At 54.8% G+C, this 22,613-nt stretch carries 20 protein-coding genes; 18 read left to right on the top strand and 2 right to left on the bottom strand.

The features are described 5' to 3' along the window. Positions 1–40: 40 nt before the first annotated feature. Positions 41–889: a RecB family exonuclease gene (locus QP888_RS07960; protein ID WP_284813000.1), complete on the bottom strand. Its 849-nt coding sequence runs from the start codon at positions 887–889 to the stop codon at positions 41–43. Positions 890–983: 94 nt separating this feature from the next. On the opposite strand from QP888_RS07960, the gene QP888_RS07965 reads away from it, so the two are divergent. The 14 genes from QP888_RS07965 (at position 984) to QP888_RS08030 (ending at position 18,106) form a co-directional block, all read left to right on the top strand. Next, positions 984–2,270, top strand: coding sequence for a M18 family aminopeptidase (locus QP888_RS07965; protein ID WP_284813078.1), 1,287 nt, complete (start codon positions 984–986; stop codon positions 2,268–2,270). Positions 2,271–2,300: 30 nt separating this feature from the next. Next, positions 2,301–3,137 (top strand): tRNA (adenine-N1)-methyltransferase, encoded by an 837-nt coding sequence (locus QP888_RS07970; RefSeq protein ID WP_284813001.1) that lies wholly within the window; start codon positions 2,301–2,303, stop codon positions 3,135–3,137. A gap of 207 nt (positions 3,138–3,344) precedes the next feature. Further along, positions 3,345–4,877, top strand: coding sequence for a proteasome ATPase (gene arc / locus QP888_RS07975; protein WP_284813002.1), 1,533 nt, complete (start codon positions 3,345–3,347; stop codon positions 4,875–4,877). Positions 4,878–4,953: 76 nt separating this feature from the next. Further along, entirely contained in the window at positions 4,954–6,516 is a 1,563-nt protein-coding gene (gene dop, locus QP888_RS07980) for a depupylase/deamidase Dop (protein ID WP_284813003.1), read from the top strand. 110 nt (positions 6,517–6,626) lie between these two features. Beyond that, the gene (locus QP888_RS07985) at positions 6,627–6,839 is read left to right on the top strand and encodes a ubiquitin-like protein Pup (RefSeq protein WP_284813004.1); all 213 of its coding nucleotides are present in this window, start codon (positions 6,627–6,629) and stop codon (positions 6,837–6,839) included. Beyond that, positions 6,836–8,272: a Pup--protein ligase gene (pafA, locus tag QP888_RS07990; protein WP_284813005.1), complete on the top strand. Its 1,437-nt coding sequence runs from the start codon at positions 6,836–6,838 to the stop codon at positions 8,270–8,272. The genes QP888_RS07985 and pafA overlap by 4 nt, the downstream gene beginning before the upstream one ends. Before the next feature lie 5 nt (positions 8,273–8,277). Beyond that, positions 8,278–9,309 (top strand): helix-turn-helix transcriptional regulator, encoded by a 1,032-nt coding sequence (locus QP888_RS07995; protein WP_284813007.1) that lies wholly within the window; start codon positions 8,278–8,280, stop codon positions 9,307–9,309. Then, positions 9,306–10,304 carry a helix-turn-helix transcriptional regulator gene (locus QP888_RS08000; protein WP_284813008.1) on the top strand — a complete coding sequence of 333 codons (999 nt, stop codon included), beginning with the start codon at positions 9,306–9,308 and terminating at the stop codon, positions 10,302–10,304. Before QP888_RS07995 ends, QP888_RS08000 begins: the two co-directional genes overlap by 4 nt. Before the next feature lie 63 nt (positions 10,305–10,367). Then, positions 10,368–10,688 carry a Sec-independent protein translocase subunit TatA gene (tatA, locus tag QP888_RS08005; RefSeq protein ID WP_284813009.1) on the top strand — a complete coding sequence of 107 codons (321 nt, stop codon included), beginning with the start codon at positions 10,368–10,370 and terminating at the stop codon, positions 10,686–10,688. A gap of 234 nt (positions 10,689–10,922) precedes the next feature. Beyond that, positions 10,923–11,960 carry a twin-arginine translocase subunit TatC gene (gene tatC / locus QP888_RS08010; protein ID WP_502869164.1) on the top strand — a complete coding sequence of 346 codons (1,038 nt, stop codon included), beginning with the start codon at positions 10,923–10,925 and terminating at the stop codon, positions 11,958–11,960. 11 nt (positions 11,961–11,971) lie between these two features. Then, a complete protein-coding gene (locus QP888_RS08015; RefSeq protein WP_284813010.1) occupies positions 11,972–14,782 on the top strand; it encodes a DEAD/DEAH box helicase in 2,811 nt (936 codons plus the stop codon). Between the two features lie 24 nt (positions 14,783–14,806). Then, positions 14,807–15,574 (top strand): FxsA family protein, encoded by a 768-nt coding sequence (locus tag QP888_RS08020; protein ID WP_284813011.1) that lies wholly within the window; start codon positions 14,807–14,809, stop codon positions 15,572–15,574. Positions 15,575–15,580: 6 nt separating this feature from the next. Further along, positions 15,581–17,209, top strand: coding sequence for an apolipoprotein N-acyltransferase (gene lnt / locus QP888_RS08025; protein WP_284813012.1), 1,629 nt, complete (start codon positions 15,581–15,583; stop codon positions 17,207–17,209). Positions 17,210–17,215: 6 nt separating this feature from the next. Continuing rightward, positions 17,216–18,106 (top strand): polyprenol monophosphomannose synthase, encoded by an 891-nt coding sequence (locus QP888_RS08030; protein WP_284813013.1) that lies wholly within the window; start codon positions 17,216–17,218, stop codon positions 18,104–18,106. Between the two features lie 287 nt (positions 18,107–18,393). Here QP888_RS08030 and QP888_RS08035 read toward each other — a convergent pair whose 3' ends face one another. Beyond that, positions 18,394–18,780, bottom strand: coding sequence for an RNA polymerase-binding protein RbpA (locus QP888_RS08035; protein ID WP_018119523.1), 387 nt, complete (start codon positions 18,778–18,780; stop codon positions 18,394–18,396). Between the two features lie 231 nt (positions 18,781–19,011). Here QP888_RS08035 and QP888_RS08040 point away from each other — a divergent pair, with 231 nt between their 5' ends. Genes QP888_RS08040 through QP888_RS08055 form a run of 4 tightly spaced genes read left to right on the top strand, consistent with a single transcriptional unit; the run spans position 19,012 to position 22,562 of the window. Further along, positions 19,012–19,362, top strand: coding sequence for a hypothetical protein (locus QP888_RS08040; protein ID WP_284813014.1), 351 nt, complete (start codon positions 19,012–19,014; stop codon positions 19,360–19,362). Positions 19,363–19,379: 17 nt separating this feature from the next. Further along, a complete protein-coding gene (locus QP888_RS08045; RefSeq protein ID WP_284813015.1) occupies positions 19,380–20,078 on the top strand; it encodes a YceI family protein in 699 nt (232 codons plus the stop codon). Positions 20,079–20,137: 59 nt separating this feature from the next. After that, entirely contained in the window at positions 20,138–20,863 is a 726-nt protein-coding gene (locus tag QP888_RS08050; RefSeq protein ID WP_284813016.1) for a LysE family translocator, read from the top strand. 46 nt (positions 20,864–20,909) lie between these two features. Continuing rightward, positions 20,910–22,562: a DUF1266 domain-containing protein gene (locus QP888_RS08055; protein WP_284813018.1), complete on the top strand. Its 1,653-nt coding sequence runs from the start codon at positions 20,910–20,912 to the stop codon at positions 22,560–22,562. The last annotated feature ends 51 nt before the right edge of the window (positions 22,563–22,613 follow it).

The raw sequence follows: 22,613 nt of genomic DNA on the forward strand, positions 1-22,613 counted from the left end.
TGGGCTGCGGATGCGCCGGGGGTGAGCAGTAGCCCGTGGATTAATCGGCGGTTGATCCAGGCCAACCGGGATACGGGGGAGGAGTTCCCCCAAACTCCGGGCAAAGTTTTTGGTGCGGGCACCAGCCGCATAGCTTTGAGGTTTTGGTGCGGAAGTGTCCGCTACGCCCATCTCTTTCAATTTTGGCCCATAATTCTCCCAGGTCCCGCTCGAAAAATTCGAGTTCTTCTTGGGAAGGCGCAAGCACCATATCGTCAATAACCTTGATATACATCAGCCGTAATTGGTGCGGGATTGTTGCGCGTAGGCGCCAGTACACCAGCGCGTAAAACAGCATTTGAAATCGCGCGTTGTGGGAAAACCGGGGGATTGGCTTCTTGCCGGTTTTGTAGTCGACCACGCGGACTTCACCAGTTGGCGCTCTATCCACTCGGTCAATGAACCCACGCACCGGGACACCATTAGGCAGCACGGTATCGACATACATCTCCACCGATTCCGCATCGAAACCTTGCGGGTTTTCCATCTGAAAATAGCCTTTTACCAGGCTGCGACATTCCACTAAGAAATCGTAGGTTTCTGCTTCTGGCACTAAATCTATAAGCTCATCGTCGGCAGAACGCATCTTTTCCCAATTCGGTTTGAGTATTTTCACAGCGGCGGGGTACGTGCGCTCGTTAGCTGGCAGCTTGTGCATATCCTCTAAAACTGAGTGCACCAAAGTACCTTTGACCTGGGCCAAAGTTTTGGGTTCCGGCAATCTATCAATCGCGCGTAAGCGGTACAGCAACGGGCACTGTTGATAGTCACCAGCCCGTGATGGGGACAGCGCTAGTGGTTTTGGTTTTCGAGAACCTTGGGAATTTTTCGGTGTGCTCGTGGTGCTCATAATGTAATCCAGCTTAAACGGTGCACCTGGGTTACCACTAAGCTGGGTGAGACGGAAAGATTAGCGCGTGTGACCTGAAAGTGTGTGAGTAATGATGAACGAGATTAACCAGTTCATGGAGTTTCTGGATGCTGCGCCGAGTTCGTTTCATGCGGCGTATCGGGTCGCTGAGCAGCTTGTAGCATCTGGGTTCCAAAAGCATGAGGAAGATCAGCCCTGGGATGCTAGCCCGGGAGGGCATGTCATCGTGCGTGATGGCGCAGTCATGGCATGGTACGTACCGGAGGATGCGGGAACGAATTCCGGTTTCCGGATCATCGGTTCGCATACTGATTCTCCAGGATTCACCCTGAAACCACAGCCTGATAGCACGCAGCATGGCTGGCACCAGTTGGGTGTGGAAGTCTACGGTGGGCCGATTATTTCTTCCTGGTTTGACCGGGAGCTCACCCTGGCAGGCCAGGTAATTCTGACCGACGGTTCCGAGCGGTTGGTGAATACCGGACCACTGTTGCGGATTCCGCATTTGGCGATTCACCTCGATGGTTCGAAAGAGTTCAGCGTCGACAAGCAAAAACACCTGCACCCCATTATCGGGCTTGCCGACGCCGCCAGTAGCGCTATCCAGGACCAAGCCAGCCACACTGGTATTTCGGAAGTATTAGCGGATCAACTGGGGATTGCCGAATCAGATATTGCGTCCTGGGGTTTGATCACAGCCCCATCGCAGCCGGCTGGATTATTTGGTGCGCAGGCAGACCTACTGGCTTCTTCCCGCATGGATAATCTTTCCAGCGTGTTTGCTAGTCTGACTGCGCTGCAACGTGCCATTGCTTCTGGTGATTTCGGCTCGGATATTGCAGTCTTGGCAGCTTTCGACCATGAAGAAATCGGTTCTGCCTCGACGACCGGTGCACAAGGCCCCATTTTGTCGGAAGTCCTAGAGCGCACCGCGACCGCGTTGGGTGCAGACCGTGAAAGCTATTTACAAATGCTGCGTCGTTCGTCGTGCGTGTCTGCAGATGCAGCGCATTCGATTCACCCGAATTATGCGGACAAGCATGATCCACATAATCCACCGATTATAGGTGGCGGTCCGGTCACCAAAATCAATTCGAAGCAGCGCTATGCGTCGAACGCTCGCACGATTGCATTGTGGGAAAATGCGTGCCGGGCTGCGATGGTCCCGATCCAAAATTATGTGAGTAACAACGCAGTGCCGTGTGGTTCTACGATTGGCCCAGCTACGGCGACGGCATTGGGTATCGATACCGTCGATGTAGGAGTGCCAATGTTGTCGATGCACTCGGCGCGGGAAATGATTGGCGTGCAAGATCAATTGTGGCTGTCGCAAGCACTCGAGGCCTACCTGATTAACTAGCGCTGAACAATCTAAAAGAAAGGCTGCTTAATGGCATATTCTGGTCCGTTTAAATACGGTGATCGCGTACAGCTCACCGATGCGAAGCGGAGACACTTTACTTTGTACCTTAGAGAGGGCAACAAGTTTCACTCGCACCAAGGCATCATCGAACACGACGATATCGTCGGCATGGATGAAGGCTCGGTGATCACCTCGACGATGGGTGGCCAGTTTTTGATGTTCCGCCATTTGATGGTGGACCATGTGCTGTCGATGCCGCGCGGCGCGCAGGTAATTTACCCGAAAGATGCCGCTCAAATCCTCATCGAGGGCGATATTTTCCGTGGGGCAAAGGTCTTGGAAGCTGGTGCAGGCTCTGGTGCGCTGTCGATGGCGTTACTCCGTGCAGTAGGCCCGGAAGGCCACGTGTACTCCTACGAGTTGCGCGAAGATCATATTGGCTACGCCATTGACAACGTCAAAGAATATTTTGGTGAACAGCCTGAATGGTGGAGCCCGCGGTTAGGTGACTTCCAGGAGCTGACGCCAGAAGATACCGACGGCCCAGTAGATCGCATCGTGCTGGATATGTTGGAGCCTTGGGAAATGCTCACCACAGTAAAGAAGATGTTGGTGCCGGGCGGAGTATTCATTACGTATGTCGCCACAGTCCCGCAATTGATGAAGGTCATGGAAGGTATTCGCGAGCAACAATGCTTCACCGAACCACGCGCATGGGAATCACTGGTGCGTGACTGGAAGGTCGAAGGGCTAGCGACACGGCCAGAACATCGTATGAATGCACACACCGCGTTTCTGATCATGACCAGGCGGCTTGCCGATGGAGTCGTACCGCCACGGCCCAAACGCAAGGCGCGACGCTAACTTTTCGCGTACTAGCTTGCCTTAACGTAGCCATTCCTAGCCTGGTTTGTTAGGCTTTGCCTAAAGAAACACATGGTTGCGGCCCAGAAATTCCTAGAAATTCACTTCTAGAAATTCACAGTGGTCGGGAACCAGATTAGCGCGACACAACCGTTAAGTGCACAACTTTATGCACCATATCTGCAGAAGGGAGGTTCGGTCAGTCGTATGACGAAGACAACCCCGGACCCACAGCTACAGCTTCGCCGCGACGTGCGCGAGTTGCGCAAACGGAACGAAAAACTAGCGACTCTGCTGAAGTCTTCACGCGATAAATTGGCCCAGCTGACCACTGAGCTCAACGCTTTGCAAGAGCCGGTGTCCACGTATGGAGTGTTTTTGCGCTACGCCCCAGGTAACCGGCGGGAAGCCGACGTGTTTACCTCGACGCGTCGTTTACGCGTCAACGTCTCGCCACTGCTGGAACACGAAATCCCCGCCGGCGCGCAAGTCCGGCTGGGTGAGGCAAGTGTCATCGTTGAAGATTGCGGTTTTACTTCCGATGGTGTTGTGATGCGCGTTAGTGAGTTCGTCGATGGCGATGCAGATGGAGACGGAGACGTCCGCGTTTTAGCGTCTACGCCGCAGGGCGATACACACGTGATTCATTTGGCAACGCCGTTGGTTGGAAGCGTTCGTGCCGGCGACAGTGTGCTGGCCGACATCAAGTCTGGGTTTGCTTTTGAGCGCATTTCGCAGGCCGAAGTAACCCAACTAGCTCTAGAAGAAATCCCTGATGTCACCTACGACGATATCGGTGGTTTGGATGCTCAGATTGAGCAAGTCCGCGATGCCGTCGAGATGCCATTTGATCATCCGGAACTCTACCGCGATTATCAATTACACCCGCCAAAAGGCGTGCTGCTGTATGGCCCGCCGGGCTGCGGTAAAACCTTGATTGCTAAGGCAGTAGCGCATTCGCTGGCATCACGCGTCGGGGATGGCTCGGCATCGTATTTCTTAAACGTCAAGGGTCCGGAGCTTCTCAATAAATACGTGGGAGAAACCGAACGCGTTATCCGATTAATTTTTGAACGTGCCCGCGAGCTGGCCTCTGACGGGGCACCGGTGATTGTCTTTTTCGACGAAATGGAATCGATTTTCCGGACCCGTGGTACTGGCGTGTCCTCGGATATCGAAACCACAGCGGTGCCGCAGCTGCTTACCGAAATTGATGGGGTGGAAGGCCTCGATAACGTCATCGTGGTCGGTGCTACCAACCGGGAAGAGCTTATCGATCCCGCGTTGCTGCGGCCAGGCCGTTTGGATATCAAGGTGCGCATCTCGCGCCCTAGTAAGCAAGAAGCGCCAGATATTATCAGCCGCTATCTGCACGAAGGCGTCCCGCACACCGATCCGCTCACTGTGCTTATCGACGGAGCGGTGGACGCGTTGTATGCCCCACGCCCGTTCGTGGAGCTTACTCTTCGCGATGGCAGCACCACGGTATTGCACTACGGTGATTTCGTCTCTGGAGCCTTGATTGCCAACGTGGTCGATCGCGCGAAAAAACTCGCGATCAAGGATTATATCGCTTCCGGTTCCGCTGGAGAGCACGGTATTTCTCTACGGCATATTCAACAAGCGGTGCGCACAGAACAAGATGAGAGCGAGGATCTGCCAAATACGGCGAATCCGGAAGAATGGAACCGTATCGTGAAGCTATCACAGTCTGTAGTCTCCGCGCGGAGCCTGGCATAGCCAATCGGGACGCTGCCCGCGGAGTAGTCGTCGGAGCCACCGTTCTGCCAGAAACTGATAGGCCGGAATAAGGAAAATGAACAGCACCAAAAATTTTCATCGGTTCATGGGTACCGAAACCGAATACGGTATTTCCACGCCAACGCAGCCCAAGCTCAGCCCAATTGTGACCTCCACGCATGCCGTGGTGAGCTACGCACTCCGGAATATTGGAACCCGGTCGCGCTGGGATTTTGCCGCTGAGCATCCCACCCGTGACACCCGCGGTGGTGATCGGCAGCGTTACCGAACCGGCTCCATGGTGGATCCGGAGACCTTAGGCGTGGCGAACGTCGTGACGCACAGCGGTGCGCGCTTTTACGTCGATCACGCCCACCCCGAGTACTCGTCGCCAGAATGCTGTGATGCCTGGCAGGCCATGATCTACGACCAAGCTGGCGACCGCATCGCGTTGCAAGCCATCAATGACGTGGCAACTTTTACCGAAAGCGGCACTTCGGCCCTAGCCAATCACGGCGCGTGTCCACCGTTGAAAATCTACAAGAATAATGTGGACGGCAAGGGCGCGTCGTATGGTTCGCACGAAAACTACTTGTACCCACGTACCACGGATTTCGCCGACATTGCAGACGGTCTCATCCCGTTTTTTGTCACCCGCATCATCATGATCGGTGCCGGCCGCGTTGGGCTGGGGCAGCGTGGCGAAACCCCGGGGTTCCAAATTTCGCAGCGCGCGGATTATATCGAGCAGGAAATCTCTTTAGAAACCACACTGAACCGCGGTTTGATCAATACGCGCGATGAGCCGCACACCGATGCCGAGACTCACGGCCGCCTGCATGTGATCACCGGAGATGCGAATATGTCGCAGACCGCAACGCTTCTGAAACTAGGGACCACGGCGTTGGTCTTGGATACTATTGACGCGGGCGTGCGCTTTACTGATTTGCGCCCGGCGGATCCGGTAGCTGAGATTTCTGCGGTGAGCCATGATGTGAGTCTGACCCATAAAATCACGCTGGCCGACGGTTCCGAAGCCACAGCAATTGAGATCCAGCGTGAATACCTCAATCGTGTGCGGGAAGTTGCCACAGAGCACACCGCTACCGGTCCGTCCGCGGTCGACACGACAGTGCTGGAGTTGTGGGAAGAAGTCCTAGATTTGCTTGCCGACGATCCGCTGTCGACTTCCCACCTGCTGGATTGGACCGCAAAATACGCGTTGATCAAGGGCTACCTCGACCGTGGTGTCGCGGTGAATGATCCGAAAATCGCGCTCATTGACTTGCAATACACCGATGTCGACCCCGCGAAGTCTCTCTACCACGCGCTGGTGCGAAAAGGCCGGATGCGAACGTTAGCCAGCGACGATGACATCAATGCTGCGATGGCAACGCCACCTGCAGAGTCACGAGCCTGGACCCGCGGACGCATGATCGAACGCTTCACCGATGAGTTGGTAGCCGCAAACTGGCAGGAACTGCATTTCGCTGATGCAGAAAGCCCCGGCGGCGAGGTCTTTGTGGACCTGACGGATCTCACCGGATTGAATAAAGCAGCAGCTGAAGAGATCATCAGCAGCTCAGCAAATGCGCCCGAAGCGGCTCGACGGCTCAACCGCGTACAAAAAACCGGCTAACGTTTGTTGGAAATACCGGTATCCAAGCACCGGCGCACACCTGCGCCAAACGCCAAAACGATACACAGCACAGATACACAGCACAACGACAAAGACGAAAGAGAATTATTATGGCCACGAACCCACAACACAATTCCAGTGCACAAGCTTCACACACTGCTCATTCCACAGGCGATGATGGTACCGACAACGACGATTTCGTCGGTGGCCAAGCACAAATTTCTACCTCTGGCACCGATGATCTTCTCGATGAAATCGATGGCTTGTTGGAGGCAAACGCAGAAGAATTCGTCCGTTCCTACGTGCAAAAGGGTGGACAGTGAATTCCGTATTTACCCGACGCATCATGGGCGTGGAAACCGAATACGGGATTACCGCGACTGCAGCCAACGGCACCCATACGCTGGAGGCAGCTGAGGTTGCGCGTTATCTTTTTGAACCGATTGTAGACGAACACGGCAGTTCAAACATCTTTAGCACGAATGGTTCTCGGTTGTATTTGGACATGGGAGCCCACCCGGAAATTGCCACCGCAGAATGCGACAGCATCACCCAGTTATTGAATTATGAGCGTGCCGGCGACCGCATTCTCGATGAGCTGGCTCAGCGTGCAGAGCAGAAACTTCTGCGCGACGGCGTCGGCAAGCATATTTATTTGTTCAAAAACAACCTAGACTCGCACGGCAACTCCTACGGATGCCACGAGAATTATCTGATTTCTCGGTCCATGGTGCTCCGAGCGATCGGACGGGCACTGGAACCGTTGATGGTGACCAGGCAATTGATCTGTGGGGCTGGCTTGATTGAGCCAGAAACCGATGAACACCCAGCACGCTTCGTACTTTCACAGCGAGCGGATCAAGTGTGGGAAGGCGTATCCTCGGCGACCACCCGGGCGCGTCCAATGATTAATTCCCGCGACGAGGCTCATGCGGACTCGCAACGCTACCGGCGTTTGCACGTCATCGGCGGCGATACCAACCTCTCCGAGCCGACGTTTGCCTTAAAAGTAGGCTCCGCGTTGCTAGTGCTGGAAATGATCGAAGCTGAACGCGAGCTTCCGGACTTCGAGCTGGCAGATCCGATCGGACAAATCCGCGAGATTTCCCGTGATCTGAGTGGTCGCACGCAACTCCGCTTAAAAAACGGCGGGACCGTAACCGCGTTGGAAATCCAACAAGCATTGTGCGCCCACGCGGCTGACTGGTTGGAAATCCGCGACGATTATCTGGACGATGCTGGACATGGAGGCTCAGCCACCAGCGAAATGCACCGTGTCGTCGATCTTTGGCGCCGGGCACTTGACGCCCTGGAGTCGCAAGATTTCTCTCAGGTCAATCGTGAGCTCGACTGGGTAATCAAAAAAGAATTATTTGACCACTACCGGGCCCGGCTCGGTGATGATTGGTCGCATCCGAAGCTCGCGCAAATTGACCTCGCCATGCACGATATCCGCCCTGGTCGGGGAATTTTCCAGGTCTTACAGGATAAAGGCAGGGTAGAGCGATGGACGACGGATGAGGCGATTACCGCGGCCATGGATACCCCGCCGGCCACCACTCGCGCGCACCAGCGTGGAAAATTTTTGGACCGGGCGCGGGAAACCGAGACCGAGTTTGCTGTGGATTGGTCTCGGATGAAGATCACAGAACCGGCTCGGCTGGAATATACTTTTGGTGATCCATTCGCTACTGACAGCCCCGAACTCGAGGAATTGCTTGCTTTGATGAACAGGGGCGACAACGATACGGAGTAATCACCATGGCAGCAGCTGCAACGCCCGCCCCGCGCAGAGAGACCGGTCCGCGCTACGATGCGGCTGTAGAGCGGCTGACGAACCTTACTTTTGCGCTGCAGGGTGCCGCACAATCTGGTGGCAACCCAGACCGCAGTGCAGATTGGATTCACGCCAACGTCGCCGGCTACCACGAAAATAAGCATAGCTTCCGTGTGCAATTGCAGCGCGATGTTGCGACGCTGGCACGCGCCGGGGTGTACATCGATAGTTCTGCCGGTGACGGCGCGGATGGTCCGACGTACCGGCTGAACCCGGAGTCCTACCGGTTGCCGGAGGTGTCTTTTAGCCCCCAGGAGGCTACCGTGCTGGGAATTGCGAGCGAGGTCGGGCGCGAGGGCGGCTTGGGTGCACTCAGCACTGCTGGTTGGACGAAGCTCGCGGCATCAGGTGCGCACCGCGATATTAGCCCGGGTGCAGGATTCATCGCTGACAACGACATCACCCGTTTGGACCCTGAAGTACTACGGGCAATTTTAACCGGGGTAGCGCATAAATTACGGGTAAGTTTTTATTATCAGCACCATTCTGGTGCGCAGCCACAGCGCCGCACCATGGATTTGTGGGGCCTGGTGCCGCGTCGGAACCGTCTTTATGTTGTCGGATGGGACGTGGACCGGCAGGCAGAGCGTTCTTTTCGGTCCACCCGCATCAGTGATATTCGTCGTTCTCGCCAGGCTGCCACGCACACCGAACCTAGCGGTTCACTGCGCGAGATCGTAGAGAAAACATTCGCCGCACGAGATACCGTGAATGCGACGATTCGCACCCGTCGCCAAGCTGCGCCGCCACTAGAACAAGCGGCGTCGTCGGTGCGTGAAGCTCCAGACAACGGTGGGGATCTCAACGGTGGGGATCTAGTTGTGACCATCACCGGAGCAGATCGTGACTGGTTGTTGCGCACGTGTGCTGCGTATGCCGCAGAAGCGGTCGTGGAAGCCCCTATGGATCTTCGCGAGCAGGTCTACCAGTTATTGCAGAAAGCGAGTCAGGGATGAAAAAGACGAAGCACACAGATTCACCAGAAAAACTCGCGGCATTAGTGCAATCGTTGAATTTAGTGCCCTACTTTAAGGCACACCCAGACCGCAGTATTTTTGAGGCAGCTAAAGACTTAGGATTGACTCCGGATGAATTGGTACGGGCGCTGGGCCGTTTGCACTGCAGCGGAATCAGCTCGCAGACGCAGGATCTCATTGATTTGAGCTACGAACTGACCACCGGCGTCGTTATTCACGATGATCAAGGAATGGATTCCTCGCTGCGGCTGACACCGACGGAAGCCGGGGCGCTGTTGCTCACAGTCGAAGTGCTGGAAACGATGCCAGGGCTGGTGGATCGTTCCGCAGTAGTGTCAGCAGCTGAAAAACTACGCTCGATTATGGATGATCGTTCGCGTGCCATCTACGACAGCATTATCGAGCATTCTTCTGCTACCGAAGACACGCAATCTCAGCTATCACAGGCGTTGAGCACGAAAAAGCGTGTGCGCTTTGACTACTGGTCAGCCTCGTCAAACAGCACGAGTTCCCGCACGGTTGATCCTGCTCGAATTTTTATCCGCGGTGATGCCGCCTATTTAACCGCTTATGTGGAAGATTATGGCGAGCACCGCAATTTCCGAATTGACCGCATGCGCAACGTGGAAATTTTGGCAGAAACGGCGCGGCCGCGTGCAGCAAAATTGGATTTTTCGAGCGATGATCCATTCGGATTCCGTGATTCCACCAGGGCTACAGTTGCAATCGCCCCGGATGCATTATGGATGCTGGACGAATATGACATGCGGCGGGAAGACGAAGTAGACGGTGACACACATGATTGGGTCCGTGCCACCATGCCGGTGGGTAGCACCGGGTGGTTTGCGCGTTTCGCATTGAGCCACGCTGATCATCTGCGTGTGCTAGCCCCGGATGAACTTGCCGACGCGGTGCGTGCACAAGCCCAGGCGGCATTGCAGCGTTATAGTATGGTTGATACGGATAAATCTTAATGACTCGCCCGGCTATTGCACTCAATGAACGCGATAGCTGTGACGTTGAGAAAGGCGCGATTGATGAGTATCAGCCCCACCCAAATTTTGTTGATCTTGGTCATCATCCTGTTGCTATTCGGCGCTAAGAAGCTACCAGATTTGGCGCGTTCGGTAGGCCGTTCTACGCGTATTTTGAAATCGGAAATGCGCGAAATGAGCAACGACGATGCCGAGTACCAGAATGGTCGGAATCAGCAGGCGCAACAGACTCAGCAGCCGCAGCAGGCGATTAGCCAACAGGGTGCCCAACCTCAGCAGCCATCGCAGCACCAACAACAGCCACGGATGGACGCTGAAGATTTCTGGAATAAACCACAAAACCAGCCACGGTCGCAAAACTAACTAGCCGCCGGTAGCTGCCTCATGGTTGCACTGATACCGCGCTTCGTTCAACTGGTTTAGCTTATGACGTCACCGCATCCCCATTCACAACCGGCTGCTGCCGGATCATCACGCCCGGAAGCGCCCCAGCCCGGGCGTTCTGCGCGTGCCGTACGCGGCGGTACCACACTAGTATCACGGCTGCGTTCCATGCGGAAAAACTCCAAGAGGAAGAAAAAATCCCCAACCGGCGATATGTCGTTGGTGGAACATCTGAAGGAGCTTCGCCGAAGGGTCATCATTTCCACGTTGGCCGTGATCTCTGGTGCTGTCATAGGATTTATTTGGTACCAAAATGCCCCTGGCCCGATCCCGCCGTTGGGTGAAATTTTGCGTGGCCCCTACTGTGGCGTTGACCCGGAACTTCGGGCAGATTTCACTTCCTCGGGGGAGTGTCGTCTGTTGGCGACGAGTGCGATGGAAATGTTTATGCTACGCCTGAAGATCGGCGCGCTAGCAGGCGCAGTGTTGGCGGCTCCGGTATGGCTGTACCAAATCTGGAAGTTCATCACTCCCGGGTTATTGCGTAATGAGCGCCGTTGGACCATCAGCTTTGTCACCATCGCGGTGGTGCTGTTTCTAGCTGGAACCGTGTTGGCATACTTCTCGCTGTCAATCGGGCTGAACTACCTGCTGACAATCGGTTCCGATTTCCAAACCGCAGCGCTGACCGGGCAAGAATATTTCAGCTTTGTGGTCGCGATCATGGTCATTTTCGGCGTCAGCTTTGAAATCCCGTTGGTCATTGTCATGCTCAATCTAGTGGGGGTATTGCGCTACGAGACAGTGCGAACGAAGCGTCGGCACACCATCGTAGCGATCTTCATTTTTTCTGCGCTTATCACTCCAGCACAAGACCCATATTCGCTGACGATTTTGGCCATAGCGATTATTTTGCTGGTTGAGTTGGCCTTCCAGTTCTGCCGAATCAACGACAAACGCCGTGCAAAAAACGAAGCAGACTGGTCCGGACTGTCCGATGAGGAAGCTTCTCCGCTGGATTATCATCCCGAACGGGCTAGTGTGTCAGGCCCCGTTGCACAGCCGGAATCTGTCTCTTCCGACAGCGGAACTTCGCCTCGTGTGTACGCACCGCACTCCGCGCAGAGTGTTCCAGAGCACACGCCCGAACGGGCTGCGGGGCAAAGCCAGCCAACACAGCAATATTCGCAGCAGCAACGCAGCATGCACAATTCGCGGGGTCACGGTTCTAGCTTCGACGATATTTTGTAGCCTGGGGAATTATGATGAGCACCCATTTTGAGACCTTCCGCAGTCAATTGGATTACGAGCTCGATCTTTTCCAGATTCAAGGGTGCGAGGCCGTCGAAAACGGCCAAGGCGTTCTTGTTTGTGCTCCAACTGGGGCAGGAAAAACCGTTGTTGGTGAATTTGCGGTGTCGTTGGCGCTATCCCGCGGGACAAAGTGCTTCTACACGACACCAATCAAGGCACTCAGCAACCAGAAATTCCATGATCTCGTCGACGTCCACGGCCCAGATGCTGTGGGATTACTCACTGGTGACGTCTCAATTCAGCCAGATGCCGAAATCGTCGTGATGACCACCGAGGTCTTGCGCAACATGATTTATGCGAAGTCTCCAGCTCTTGATCGGCTCACACACGTCGTGATGGATGAGATCCACTTCCTGGCTGATCAAGCCCGCGGCGCGGTGTGGGAAGAAGTCATCCTGAACCTCGAAGAACATATCTCGATCATTGGCCTATCGGCTACGGTCTCGAATTCAGAGGAGTTTGGCCGCTGGCTTTCTGCTGTCCGCGGAGATACCGAAGTGATCGTTTCGGATACCCGGCCTGTGCCTCTTGAACAATGGATGTTGCTCGGACAGAAGGTCTACCCACTGTTTGCGCCTGGATCGGGCATTGCGGGCGATGATTTTGCGGAAAGAGCTGCAAAGGTCAATCCGGAGTTGCAGCGCCGTGTTGCGCGTTTAGAAGCGGGCGATGCCGATGATGGCAGGGCCGATTTCCAGGCTGGACAAGGATTTCGTTCCCGCTCTGCAAAAGGCTCGAGTTCGTCTCGCAGCGGTATTGTCCGCCCACAGGATAAGTACCGTCCGCTAGGCAGGCCAGAGGTTCTGCGTATTTTGCAGGGACAAAATATGTTGCCGGCAATTATTTTCATCTTCTCCCGGGCGGGCTGTGACGGTGCACTGCACCAGTGCTTGCGCTTAAAAATGGTGCTTACCAACGAAGATGAACAGCGCACCATCGCGGAAGTCATCGATACCGGTGTGGAAGGAATCCCACAGGAAGATCTTGAGATTCTGCGATTTTCACAGTGGCGCAAAGCACTGATTCGAGGTTTCGCTGCTCACCACGCGGGCATGCTCCCTGCCTTCCGGCATATTGTGGAAGAATTGTTTGTCCGCGGCCTGGTACGTGCGGTCTTTGCTACTGAAACGCTTGCACTCGGCATCAATATGCCGGCGCGCAGTGTCGTACTAGAAAAACTCATAAAATTTAACGGTGAAGCTCACGTAGACCTTACCCCTGGCCAGTACACTCAGCTCACTGGCCGTGCGGGTCGACGCGGTATCGACACGATTGGTAATGCGATCGTGCAGTGGGCACCGGCGATGGATCCGCAACAGGTGGCGGGGCTTGCCTCAACCCGCACCTATCCGCTGATTTCCACGTTTGAGCCCGGTTATAACATGGCCATCAACCTGCTCAATAACTTGGGCATGGACGATGCATTACGCCTGTTGGAAAAGTCGTTTGCCCAGTATCAAGCTGACGGTTCGGTGGTGGAAGAAACCCGCGAGATCGAACGCGCAGTCCATCGTGTCGACAAGCTACGAGAACAGCTTAACGACGCAATCGCGGCCTTTGCACCGCCTTCGACTGACGACGAAGATCCCGCACATTTGCTATCCGAGTACGTAGAACTGCGGAAACGGCTCAGCGTAGAAGAGAAGTCTGCGAAAACCCGGGCTAAGGAAGAACGCAATGACGAAACCCGCGCCATTTTGGCGAAGCTGCAGATCGGTGACGTGATTGCGTTACCAAGCAAGAAACGGCCGGTCTTGGCAGTTGTCAATACTCCTGCTAATCAGACTGCTGACCCGCGTCCATGGATCACCACCGAAAAAGGCTGGTCGGCGCGTATTGATTCCACTGGCTTTGAGAATCCACCAGCGATCATAGGCCGCATGAAGCTACCGCCGAAAGCTGTGAAAAACCCCCGGCGACACAATCACGTTGTCGTCGACAAGTTCGCGAAAGAAAAATACCCGCGCCCGAAGAAGATGAAACTGCGCGCGCGGGTGCGCGATACGCAACGCATCACAAAGATTCGCACAGCGATGAAAGAACACCCGGCTCATGCTTGGCCAGCGCTGGAGCGCGAACAACTCACCCAGCTAGCGCAAAAATATGTGCGCCGGAAAGGCGAACTTGAGCGGCTGCAGGACACCGTTGATAAGGCCACAGAAACCCTCGGTGATATGCTGCGGCGCATCGTCGATCTGCTCACTGAACTTGACTACGTGGACGTTATCGACGGTGAACCCACAGTGAGTGCGGAGGGCGAGAAGCTTGCCCAAGTGCATAATGCTTCGGATTTGTTAGTTGCGCAGTGTCTCAAGCGCGGGATTTGGCAGAATCTCGACCCAGCAGAACTAGCCGGGGTGGTATCAATGTGCACCTTTGAGAACCGCCGCGCCACTGGTGGGCAGGTATTCGAAGGCGTGACTGATGAGATGACCACTGCGATGGAGCACACCATGCGTTTGTGGGAGGAGCTCATTGCCGACGAGGCCCGACACGGTCTCCCGAATACTCGGGAACCAGAGCCTGGTTTTAGCATCGCGATCCACCAGTGGTGTGCGGGTGCTCCGCTCGGGTATTGTCTGGCCGCAGCCGCTGAATCCGGCGCTGAGCTGACGCCTGGTGATTTTGTCCGCTGGTGTAGACAAGTCATCGACCTGTTGCAGCAGGTCGCAAAGACTGGCTATAGCGGTGATATTAAGCGCATGGCCGGACAGGCAATTGGTGCAATTAACCGCGGCGTGGTGGCTATTGGCAGCTAGCAGCTTCCCGGTAGGGTAGTGGACATGCCAGTAGTGATGTTCTTTTTCTATATACTTTCCGAAATCTTGGCTTTTTGGGCGGTCGCTAGTCTCCTTGGTTTCGGTTGGGCGATGGTGGCGTTGTTGGCCACGGTGGTTTTGGGAATCGTCATCACGCGTATCGAGGTTCGCCGCATCGCAGCGACCCAAGCGTCGTTGGTGCAACGTTTGCGGGCGCAACGCGATGAGTCGCTTGCCGACGATTCGCACGCTGCCCCGGATTTACGCCAAGCAGGGAAATCCGCTGGTGATATAGGTTTGACCTTAGCTGGGGCCTTCTTGCTCGCGGTGCCGGGTTTTGCAACAGCGTTGCTTGGCCTTTTGCTGGTGTTTCCGCTAACCCGGCCGATTATTCGAGGGTTTTTGCTGGGGCGGATGCAACGCAGCGTCGAAAAGTTTGGTGTTCGTTTCTTTGAAGCTTCCCCGACAGGGCGTAAGCATGCTAGTTATGGCACCTTTGGTTTCGCTGACGGCCGTACTCGTGGTTCGTCGACTAGTACTGACTCTGATACGACGGCGCCGACAAGCGATGGCGTGCTTAACGAAGATGAATTGCGTCAATGGGCAGAGTCAATGAGTCCGGAGGATTTTGCTACCGGCAGCAACAACTCAGAAAACGCTAGCACCGATAGCGATGACAACGAAGACAAAGACAGCGATGACAACGACAGTAATAACAAGGACAAGCGCCACGAACACGATAAGAACACCGGGGCCAGCGACGAATCTGGCAACAAGAACTCGGATAACTAGAACTCGATGCTTGCTCTCATTCTCCGTTTAATTCTGGCTGCAGTCTCAGGCGCTGCAGCTTTTACTTCTTATGAACCACTCGGCTGGTGGCCCGCCGGTATTTTCGCAGCTGGTTTATTCTATTTTGCTCTGCTTCCATGGCCGCAGTCTACTAAGACGCGCCCCACGATGGCACAGGGTGCATTGCTGGGATTCGTTCATGGCATGGCCTGCTACCTGCTCTTGCTACCCTGGATCGGTGAGTTCGTCGGCAATCCACCCTATATTGCTTTGGCCGTGGCATGTTCGCTCTATGCGATCCTGACTGGTCTGGGTGGCATCGCCTTGGCACGCTCACCATGGGGTTTTCTGGCGTTTCCATTCTGGTACTTGGCGATCGAGTTTGCTCGCAGCTCGTTGCCGTTTGGTGGCTTCGCGTGGGTTCGTCTGGCATGGGGCCAGGTTGACGGGCCACTCGCGGGACTCGCACAGTGGGGTGGTCCGGCCCTGGTCACGGTTGCTGCGGTGCTGATTGGGGTTGGTGTTGCACAATTGTGTGCCACGCAGTTGTTAACGACTGTTAGTACCAACGCTCGTGTGACCAGTGTGCGGGTGACAAGCGTCGTGATCGTTATTCTGCCGTTGCTCGGCGGGGTAGTCGCGACTTTCCAGCTTAATCGGCCGGACAACACCTTCGACAGCATCAACGTGGCGGCAATTCAGGGCAATGTTCCGCGCTTGGGCCTGGATTTTGCCGCGCAACGCAGTGCGGTATTGCATAATCACGTTCGCGAAACCAAAAAACTCGCTGCCGAAAAGCAAGACCTGGATCTAGTAATTTGGCCAGAAAATTCCTCTGATGTGAATCCGTTTAGTGACCGCGATGCCTACAATGTCATCGCCAGTGCGGTCGATGCTGTTGATACTCCGGTTGTCGTCGGAACAATTACCCGCCGGGATGGCGATCCGTATAACACCATGCAGACGTTTTTGCCTGACAGAGATGCTCAGAGTGGCCAACCGACGATGACGCCAGGGGAGTTCCACGACAAGGTCTACCTGCAACCATTTGGCGAGACTTTGCCGATGCGCAGTTTCTTCGAAAAGCTTTCTGAATATGCGGAAATGGCCGGTAATTTCGTACCCGGCAATGGCAACGGTGTGCTGCACATTCCCACTGGCCGTGCTACTGATGTGCCCAATGCACGGGACTCGGATGAACCCGTCGATCTGACCACAAGTCAGCGCAATCTCGCCGTGGGTGTTGCCACCTGCTATGAGGTCGCGTTCGATGAGGCATTCCGGCGCTCGATTGACAATGGCGCGAGTATTCTGACTTCCCCGACCAATAACGCAACCTTTGGCTTTACGGACATGACTTACCAGCAACTGGCGATGTCGCGTATGCGCGCGATTGAAACCGACCGTGCAATGGTCGTGCCGGCCACCAGTGGGGTATCTGCCCTGATTGATCCAGCAGGAAAAGTCCTGGCTGATACCGAAATTTTCGAGGCGAATCATCTCGTCGATACTTTGCCGCTGCGCTCGGGAGTTACCCCTGCAGTACGGTTTGGGCAGGTCCTTGAGCTGGCATTCGTTTTAGTTGGAGTAGTATTGGGTAGTCTTGCTGTGATACGTCGTCGCATGAAGGAGTAACCCGACATGGCTGAGTCCGCTGCACCGTCTGCGAAAACTCTCGTGATCATTCCGACTTACAACGAAAAAGAAAACTTACCTCGTATTGTAGGTCGCCTGCGCACGGCACAGCCTGAGGTTGATGTGTTGATCGTAGACGATAATTCGCCGGATGGCACGGGTGAACTTGCCGACGAACTCACCAACACCGATGACCACGTGCACGTGGTACACCGCGCTGGTAAAGGCGGATTATGTGGCGCTTACGTCGCTGGTTTTGACTGGGGCCTGGAGCGTGGCTATCAGGTCTTGTGTGAAATGGATGCCGATGGCTCGCATGCACCAGAACAGCTCTACCTGCTATTAAATGCTATCGACAATGGGGAAGACGCCGTAATTGGCTCCCGCTATATACCTGGCGGGGAAGTAGTCAACTGGCCGAAAAATCGTGAGTGGCTCTCGCGCGGCGGCAATATGTATATTTCCCTGGCCCTCGGTGCTGGACTGTCTGATATGACTGCCGGGTACCGGGCCTATCGTCGGGAAGTACTCGAGGCACTGGATCTCGAGGAGCTGTCGAATGCCGGATATATTTTCCAAGTCGATCTGGCTCGCCGCGCTATTCGGGCAGGGTATGTCATTGCCGAAGTTCCTATCACGTTCACCGAGCGGGAATATGGCGAATCCAAGCTCGATGGTTCGTTCGTGACGGATTCGCTAGCAGAGGTGACCAAGTGGGGAGTTGCGCACCGTAGTAAACAGGTGCGGGAACTGGGCTCCGCGGTGGCTTCGTTGGCGACACACGAATTCCACGAATCTTCGTTGGCGCAGGCACCAGCACGTGTGTCGTCGTCGGCGCGAAAATTCTCTGCAGTGCTCAAGGACTTTTCTGCACAGGTAAAACAGCAACTGCGCTAGAGGATAGTGCGCTAACAAGATAGTGCGCTAACCTCACCGAAGTTTCGTTCACCCAAGATTGCGCGCTATTTACTGTGTTCTTTTTATTTACTGTGCCCTTTTTACAAATAGTGCCGTAAAAAGGCTTAGATACGGTGGCCTGTTTGCAAAAACGCGCCAGATTGCACAAAGGGACTAGAATTCACAAAGGCGCCAGCCCCACGAACTGATAAGTGGGTGGGGCTGGCGCCTTTACTGTGCCGCAGGTTCTCAACAGTGAGCTCTCACAAGCGGACGGTTACTTACGGTTACTTGCCCTCGGCTTCCTGCTGTTCTTTTTGCTCTTTCAGCAGTTTCGCTGCGGTACGGCGGCGCTTACGCAGGTGTTCGATGCGTTCTTCGAGCAATTTGTCGAGTTCTTCGATGCTGCGACGTTCACACAGCATGTCCCAGTGGGTACGAGGAGGTTTGACCGGCTTGGATTCGACACCTTCGCCTTCTACTAGCGTTCCCCATTTACCGTTTTTGCACAGCCACTCTTCGGGGATTTCCGCATCGTCGGCAAAAGGCACTTCGTAAATTTCGCCGTCTTCGGTGCGGTATTTCACCATTTGGCGTGGTGCCAGGTCATGGTCGCGGTCAGTTTCGTAGCTGACGGCACCCATGCGGCTGCCGCGCAATACGCGATCTGCCATTGTGGGACACATCCTTATATTATTCCGGGGGCATCAACAAATCTTGTGGCACCACACAGTGCCAAAGACTCGTCAGGATAACGATCTACCACTATAACGCACAAACACACTGATTTGTTCCCGCTCTGTGGATATTACTTGCCTGCCAAATCTTTCTGTATTTTTTCTCAGCTTTTCGATGTTTTTCTGAACTTTTCGGTTTTTGGCGGTTCTTTTCGTCAATAGACTAAAATGAACAGGGTGTCTGTGTCTGTCTACCAACAAACTCGCCCTCAACCATGCCAGTGGTGCGGCGGAGAGGTTGCATCACAAGGCCGTGGGCGTCCGCGTAAGTATTGCAGTAGTTCTTGTAAGCAGCGGGCCTACGAGCAACGTCAAAATTTATCCGGCACGGAAATTGCTCCCGATGCCGTAATATTGAGCAAAGCTAAAGCTGATATGCTGCATGATTCGCTGTTTCAATTGCGCTGTGCGGCGGAAGATATAGCGTGGGCTGCGGCAGAGGATGCTTCTGCAGATGAGCTCGGGCAGCTATGCACGGAGTTAATTGATTTGGCGCGTTCGATTGAGAAGTTGAGGTAATGATGAAAAAATCTCCCATGAAACGCCGTAAATCTATCATCGTGATTTTCGTCGCGCTCATTGTCCTTTTGGCGCTTCTCAGCGTGGTCCCGCTGATGTACCGGATCATTACCGGCCCCGGGGTCAAGACCGAACCCTTAAGTGATTCGGGTGCAGCAGCCGCATCGACTCCGGTGGATGGCAACTGGGAAGTCGTTGAAGGAAAGAACCCGAATATTACCTCGGTGGGTTTTACCTTTTCGGAGATACTGCCGGGCGATGAACGGGTGACTTCTGGCTCCACAGGTTATGTCACTGGGCAAGCAAAAATTAGCAACTCCACGCTGGAATCAGCCACTGTGGAAGTTGATATGGACCAGTTGACGACCGATCGGGACGTCCGGGACGTCAACATGAAAGACAAACTGTTTGAAACCAGCAAGTTCCCGACGTCCACGTTCACACTGACCGAGCCGGTGGATGTCTCACAGGTGCCAGAAGATGGCACCGCGGGCGAGGTCACTGTGGCTGGCGAGCTCACGATCAAGGAGCACACGGAACCTGTCGAGGCACAGTTCCAAGCACTGCGTGATGGAGATCTGCTGATCATCTCCGGCGAAGTGGAGATCAACCGCGAAGACTTTGAAGTGCATTCGCCGGATCTGATTGCCGCCAAGATTGCCGAAACCGGCACGGTGGATATCCGGCTGAGTTTTGCCAAAACGGCCGAGCGATAATCGCCCTCTATAAATGTCCGATAATTGACATTATGTCACTTCGAGGATCGAGGGCTTTTTTGCTTACAGATATTCTCAGCTGGGCTGCGGTCATGGCACTTCCCGGCCCTGATATCGTCGCGATCGGTACACAGGTATCCCGGCATGGTCATCGGGCCGGTTTTGCTACTGCTACAGGCGCTACCATTGGCGTAGCTACCTGGTCGATATTGTCACTGGCCGGCATTACAGCGTTGTTGACGGCCATTCCGGCGTTATCGGTCATGTTGCCTGTGCTTGGATCCTCTGTCCTGATCGTGCTCGGACTACTCGCAATCAAAGGCGTTCTTTCTGCACGCCGTGCGGCTACACAAGCCACCATGGTCAACAGTTCCTCACCGGAATCGAGTGTTGCCGACTTGCGTGTTCCAGCAGGCTCCACACCTGCTGCACCCACAACACCAGCGACTGAATCAACAACATCAACAACAGCATCAGCCCAGCATGCCCCGGTCTGGTTCCGCGCGTTCCGCTTGGGGTTGATTACGAATCTCTCGAACCCAAAAGCCTTGGTGTTTTTCAGCTCTTTTTTCACGCCACTCATGAACCACTACTCTGGAGTGAGCGGCAAGGCAAGTATGCTGGGGATCTTGCTCTTGGTCAGCCTCGCGGTCTTTTCAGCTATGTCCGTAGTTATGAAAACCGCCTCTCGTATCCCAGCTGCGCACCATCCTGCTCTGAAATTTCTGCCCGGAGCGGTCTTTCTCATTATCGGTACCTACTACTTGATCGAAACTATAAGCTAAGTCAAAACCGCAAACGGATGCCATTGCCGCAGGTATGATGACAGGCATGGCTGAACCAAAGATTGACGCACTTGCCCTGTCCGAAGCCTCCAGCTACGAGGATTACCTCGCGAAAGCCCAGGCCCGCGGTTTCGATTTCGAGATCAAGAAATCCGGTGTGCAAGACGAAATGCTGCGCCGCGGCTGGTCGGTCGTCGCACCGTATTTTTTGCGTCCAAATATCGCTCCGGATGGGCCGCTGCCAGCCATGCCAAAAATCGAGCGTGACGACGAGGGCAAGATCGTCAAGGCCACTGCAAATCCGCAACTAGCGCAATTTTTGTCCAAGGCCTGGAACATTAACAGCCGCGAAGACCTGTTGAAATCTGCGCAGCAGGCCTCGCAACGCACCCATGACAAAGCCTACGAGGCTGGTCGGGAGATCCTGCAGGAGATCCGTGAATTGCCGCTAGAACAGCGCGCTGGCCAAACCAGCGTGCTGGTTAATGAATTATCGGGCGCACTGCCGGAAATCCCTTTCGCCACCTTGGAAAAAGAGGCGCAGCGGTTATTGAAACCACTGCTCAACCCGGATGCGGAACTGTTGATCCCGCAACGACTGCCTGACAGTATGGCAGGGTTCTATTTTGCTGCTGCGGTGCGCCAACTCAACTTGGGGGCAGGTGCCGGGTTCATTAAGCCTAGCGAAGTCCGCCCGATCATCGTCAAGTGTGTGCTCGGTATCGCGCGTACGTACGACACCTGGGAAGAATACGTTGCGGCACTGATCTACGGCGAAGCCATGCTGGCCAGCACGATTGGTGACCACTTCCGGTTTATCTTCCATAATGCTGCTGCCCTGCTCACTGCCACTGACTCACCATGGGTAGAACTTCCCTTGCACACCGAGACTTTCCCCCCGATTAAGTCCAACAGCTACGAAGAGATCTTTTCGTCAATGCAGGCCAATGCACAGCAGCTTCCCGTTGCGGTAACGGGTACGCTTGCCGACGATCTGCGCCTCGGATGGTCGCTGCAGGCGCCGTATCTGGTGGGCAGCAAGATTCCTCTGGATGCACCGGCTACCTACGACGAGCAGCGCGTGCAAGAAATTTGGCAGCACTTGGAAAACCAACACCATGTTTCTGATGCGGCTAGTTTGCGCACTGCAATCGGGAAATACCTCGACGAACCTGATCACGAAGCCTACCGCGTGATCCTCGATGAGCTACAAGAGGTCCGCAATTGGGATGTGGAAAAGCGCCGAGCTGACGGGCTCGAGAAAATCACCACTGCCCTACGAAGCAAATATGCCAAGGCAGCTGCGCCCGAGCACACTAGCGAAGATATCGACAAAGCAGTGTCGTCTACCGCTGCACAATTAGCGAAATTGCTGTTGGTCGAAGACATTGACCTGTTTTTGCCGAAAACTTTGCCCAGCTCATTAGCGGGTTGGCGCATCGCGCAAGGCGTACGTCTGGCAGCCATGGGCTTTGCCACTAAACTATTGACTGAGGACGACGCCAATGAATTCGCGGCGGTGGGCGCTGACAAAGCGAAAAACAACCACACCGATTGGCGTGATTTCGGTGATGGTTTCCTCGTCGGCCGTCTATGTGAAAGTGGGCAGGTCGATGGTCTACAGCAACGGATGATGGCATCGACTGCCGGCGCCCTAGCCTCCAAGCAGTCTCCGTGGAGCGAATTAGCACTGCACTAATCTACTGCTTGCTAGAAGCTCGCTAGAAATAGCTTTGGTAGAAGCTGTTAG

The sequence above is a fragment of the Corynebacterium sp. MSK297 genome (assembly GCF_030232885.1).
Lineage (GTDB): Bacteria > Actinomycetota > Actinomycetes > Mycobacteriales > Mycobacteriaceae > Corynebacterium.

Excerpts from the sequence above, each read along its gene's own strand:
- QP888_RS07960 (WP_284813000.1), bottom strand. The coding sequence starts at position 889 with ATGAGCACCACGAGCACACCGAAAAATTCCCAAGGTTCTCGAAAACCA.
- lnt (WP_284813012.1), top strand. The coding sequence starts at position 15,581 with ATGCTTGCTCTCATTCTCCGTTTAATTCTGGCTGCAGTCTCAGGCGCT.
- arc (WP_284813002.1), top strand. The coding sequence starts at position 3,345 with ATGACGAAGACAACCCCGGACCCACAGCTACAGCTTCGCCGCGACGTG.
- QP888_RS07995 (WP_284813007.1), top strand. The coding sequence starts at position 8,278 with ATGGCAGCAGCTGCAACGCCCGCCCCGCGCAGAGAGACCGGTCCGCGC.
- tatA (WP_284813009.1), top strand. The coding sequence starts at position 10,368 with ATGAGTATCAGCCCCACCCAAATTTTGTTGATCTTGGTCATCATCCTG.
- QP888_RS08055 (WP_284813018.1), top strand. The coding sequence starts at position 20,910 with ATGGCTGAACCAAAGATTGACGCACTTGCCCTGTCCGAAGCCTCCAGC.
- dop (WP_284813003.1), top strand. The coding sequence starts at position 4,954 with ATGAACAGCACCAAAAATTTTCATCGGTTCATGGGTACCGAAACCGAA.
- QP888_RS08035 (WP_018119523.1), bottom strand. The coding sequence starts at position 18,780 with ATGGCAGATCGCGTATTGCGCGGCAGCCGCATGGGTGCCGTCAGCTAC.
- QP888_RS08020 (WP_284813011.1), top strand. The coding sequence starts at position 14,807 with ATGCCAGTAGTGATGTTCTTTTTCTATATACTTTCCGAAATCTTGGCT.
- QP888_RS07965 (WP_284813078.1), top strand. The coding sequence starts at position 984 with ATGAACGAGATTAACCAGTTCATGGAGTTTCTGGATGCTGCGCCGAGT.
- QP888_RS07985 (WP_284813004.1), top strand. The coding sequence starts at position 6,627 with ATGGCCACGAACCCACAACACAATTCCAGTGCACAAGCTTCACACACT.
- QP888_RS07970 (WP_284813001.1), top strand. The coding sequence starts at position 2,301 with ATGGCATATTCTGGTCCGTTTAAATACGGTGATCGCGTACAGCTCACC.
- QP888_RS08040 (WP_284813014.1), top strand. The coding sequence starts at position 19,012 with ATGAACAGGGTGTCTGTGTCTGTCTACCAACAAACTCGCCCTCAACCA.
- QP888_RS08000 (WP_284813008.1), top strand. The coding sequence starts at position 9,306 with ATGAAAAAGACGAAGCACACAGATTCACCAGAAAAACTCGCGGCATTA.
- QP888_RS08045 (WP_284813015.1), top strand. The coding sequence starts at position 19,380 with ATGAAACGCCGTAAATCTATCATCGTGATTTTCGTCGCGCTCATTGTC.
- QP888_RS08030 (WP_284813013.1), top strand. The coding sequence starts at position 17,216 with ATGGCTGAGTCCGCTGCACCGTCTGCGAAAACTCTCGTGATCATTCCG.
- tatC (WP_502869164.1), top strand. The coding sequence starts at position 10,923 with ATGTCGTTGGTGGAACATCTGAAGGAGCTTCGCCGAAGGGTCATCATT.
- QP888_RS08015 (WP_284813010.1), top strand. The coding sequence starts at position 11,972 with ATGATGAGCACCCATTTTGAGACCTTCCGCAGTCAATTGGATTACGAG.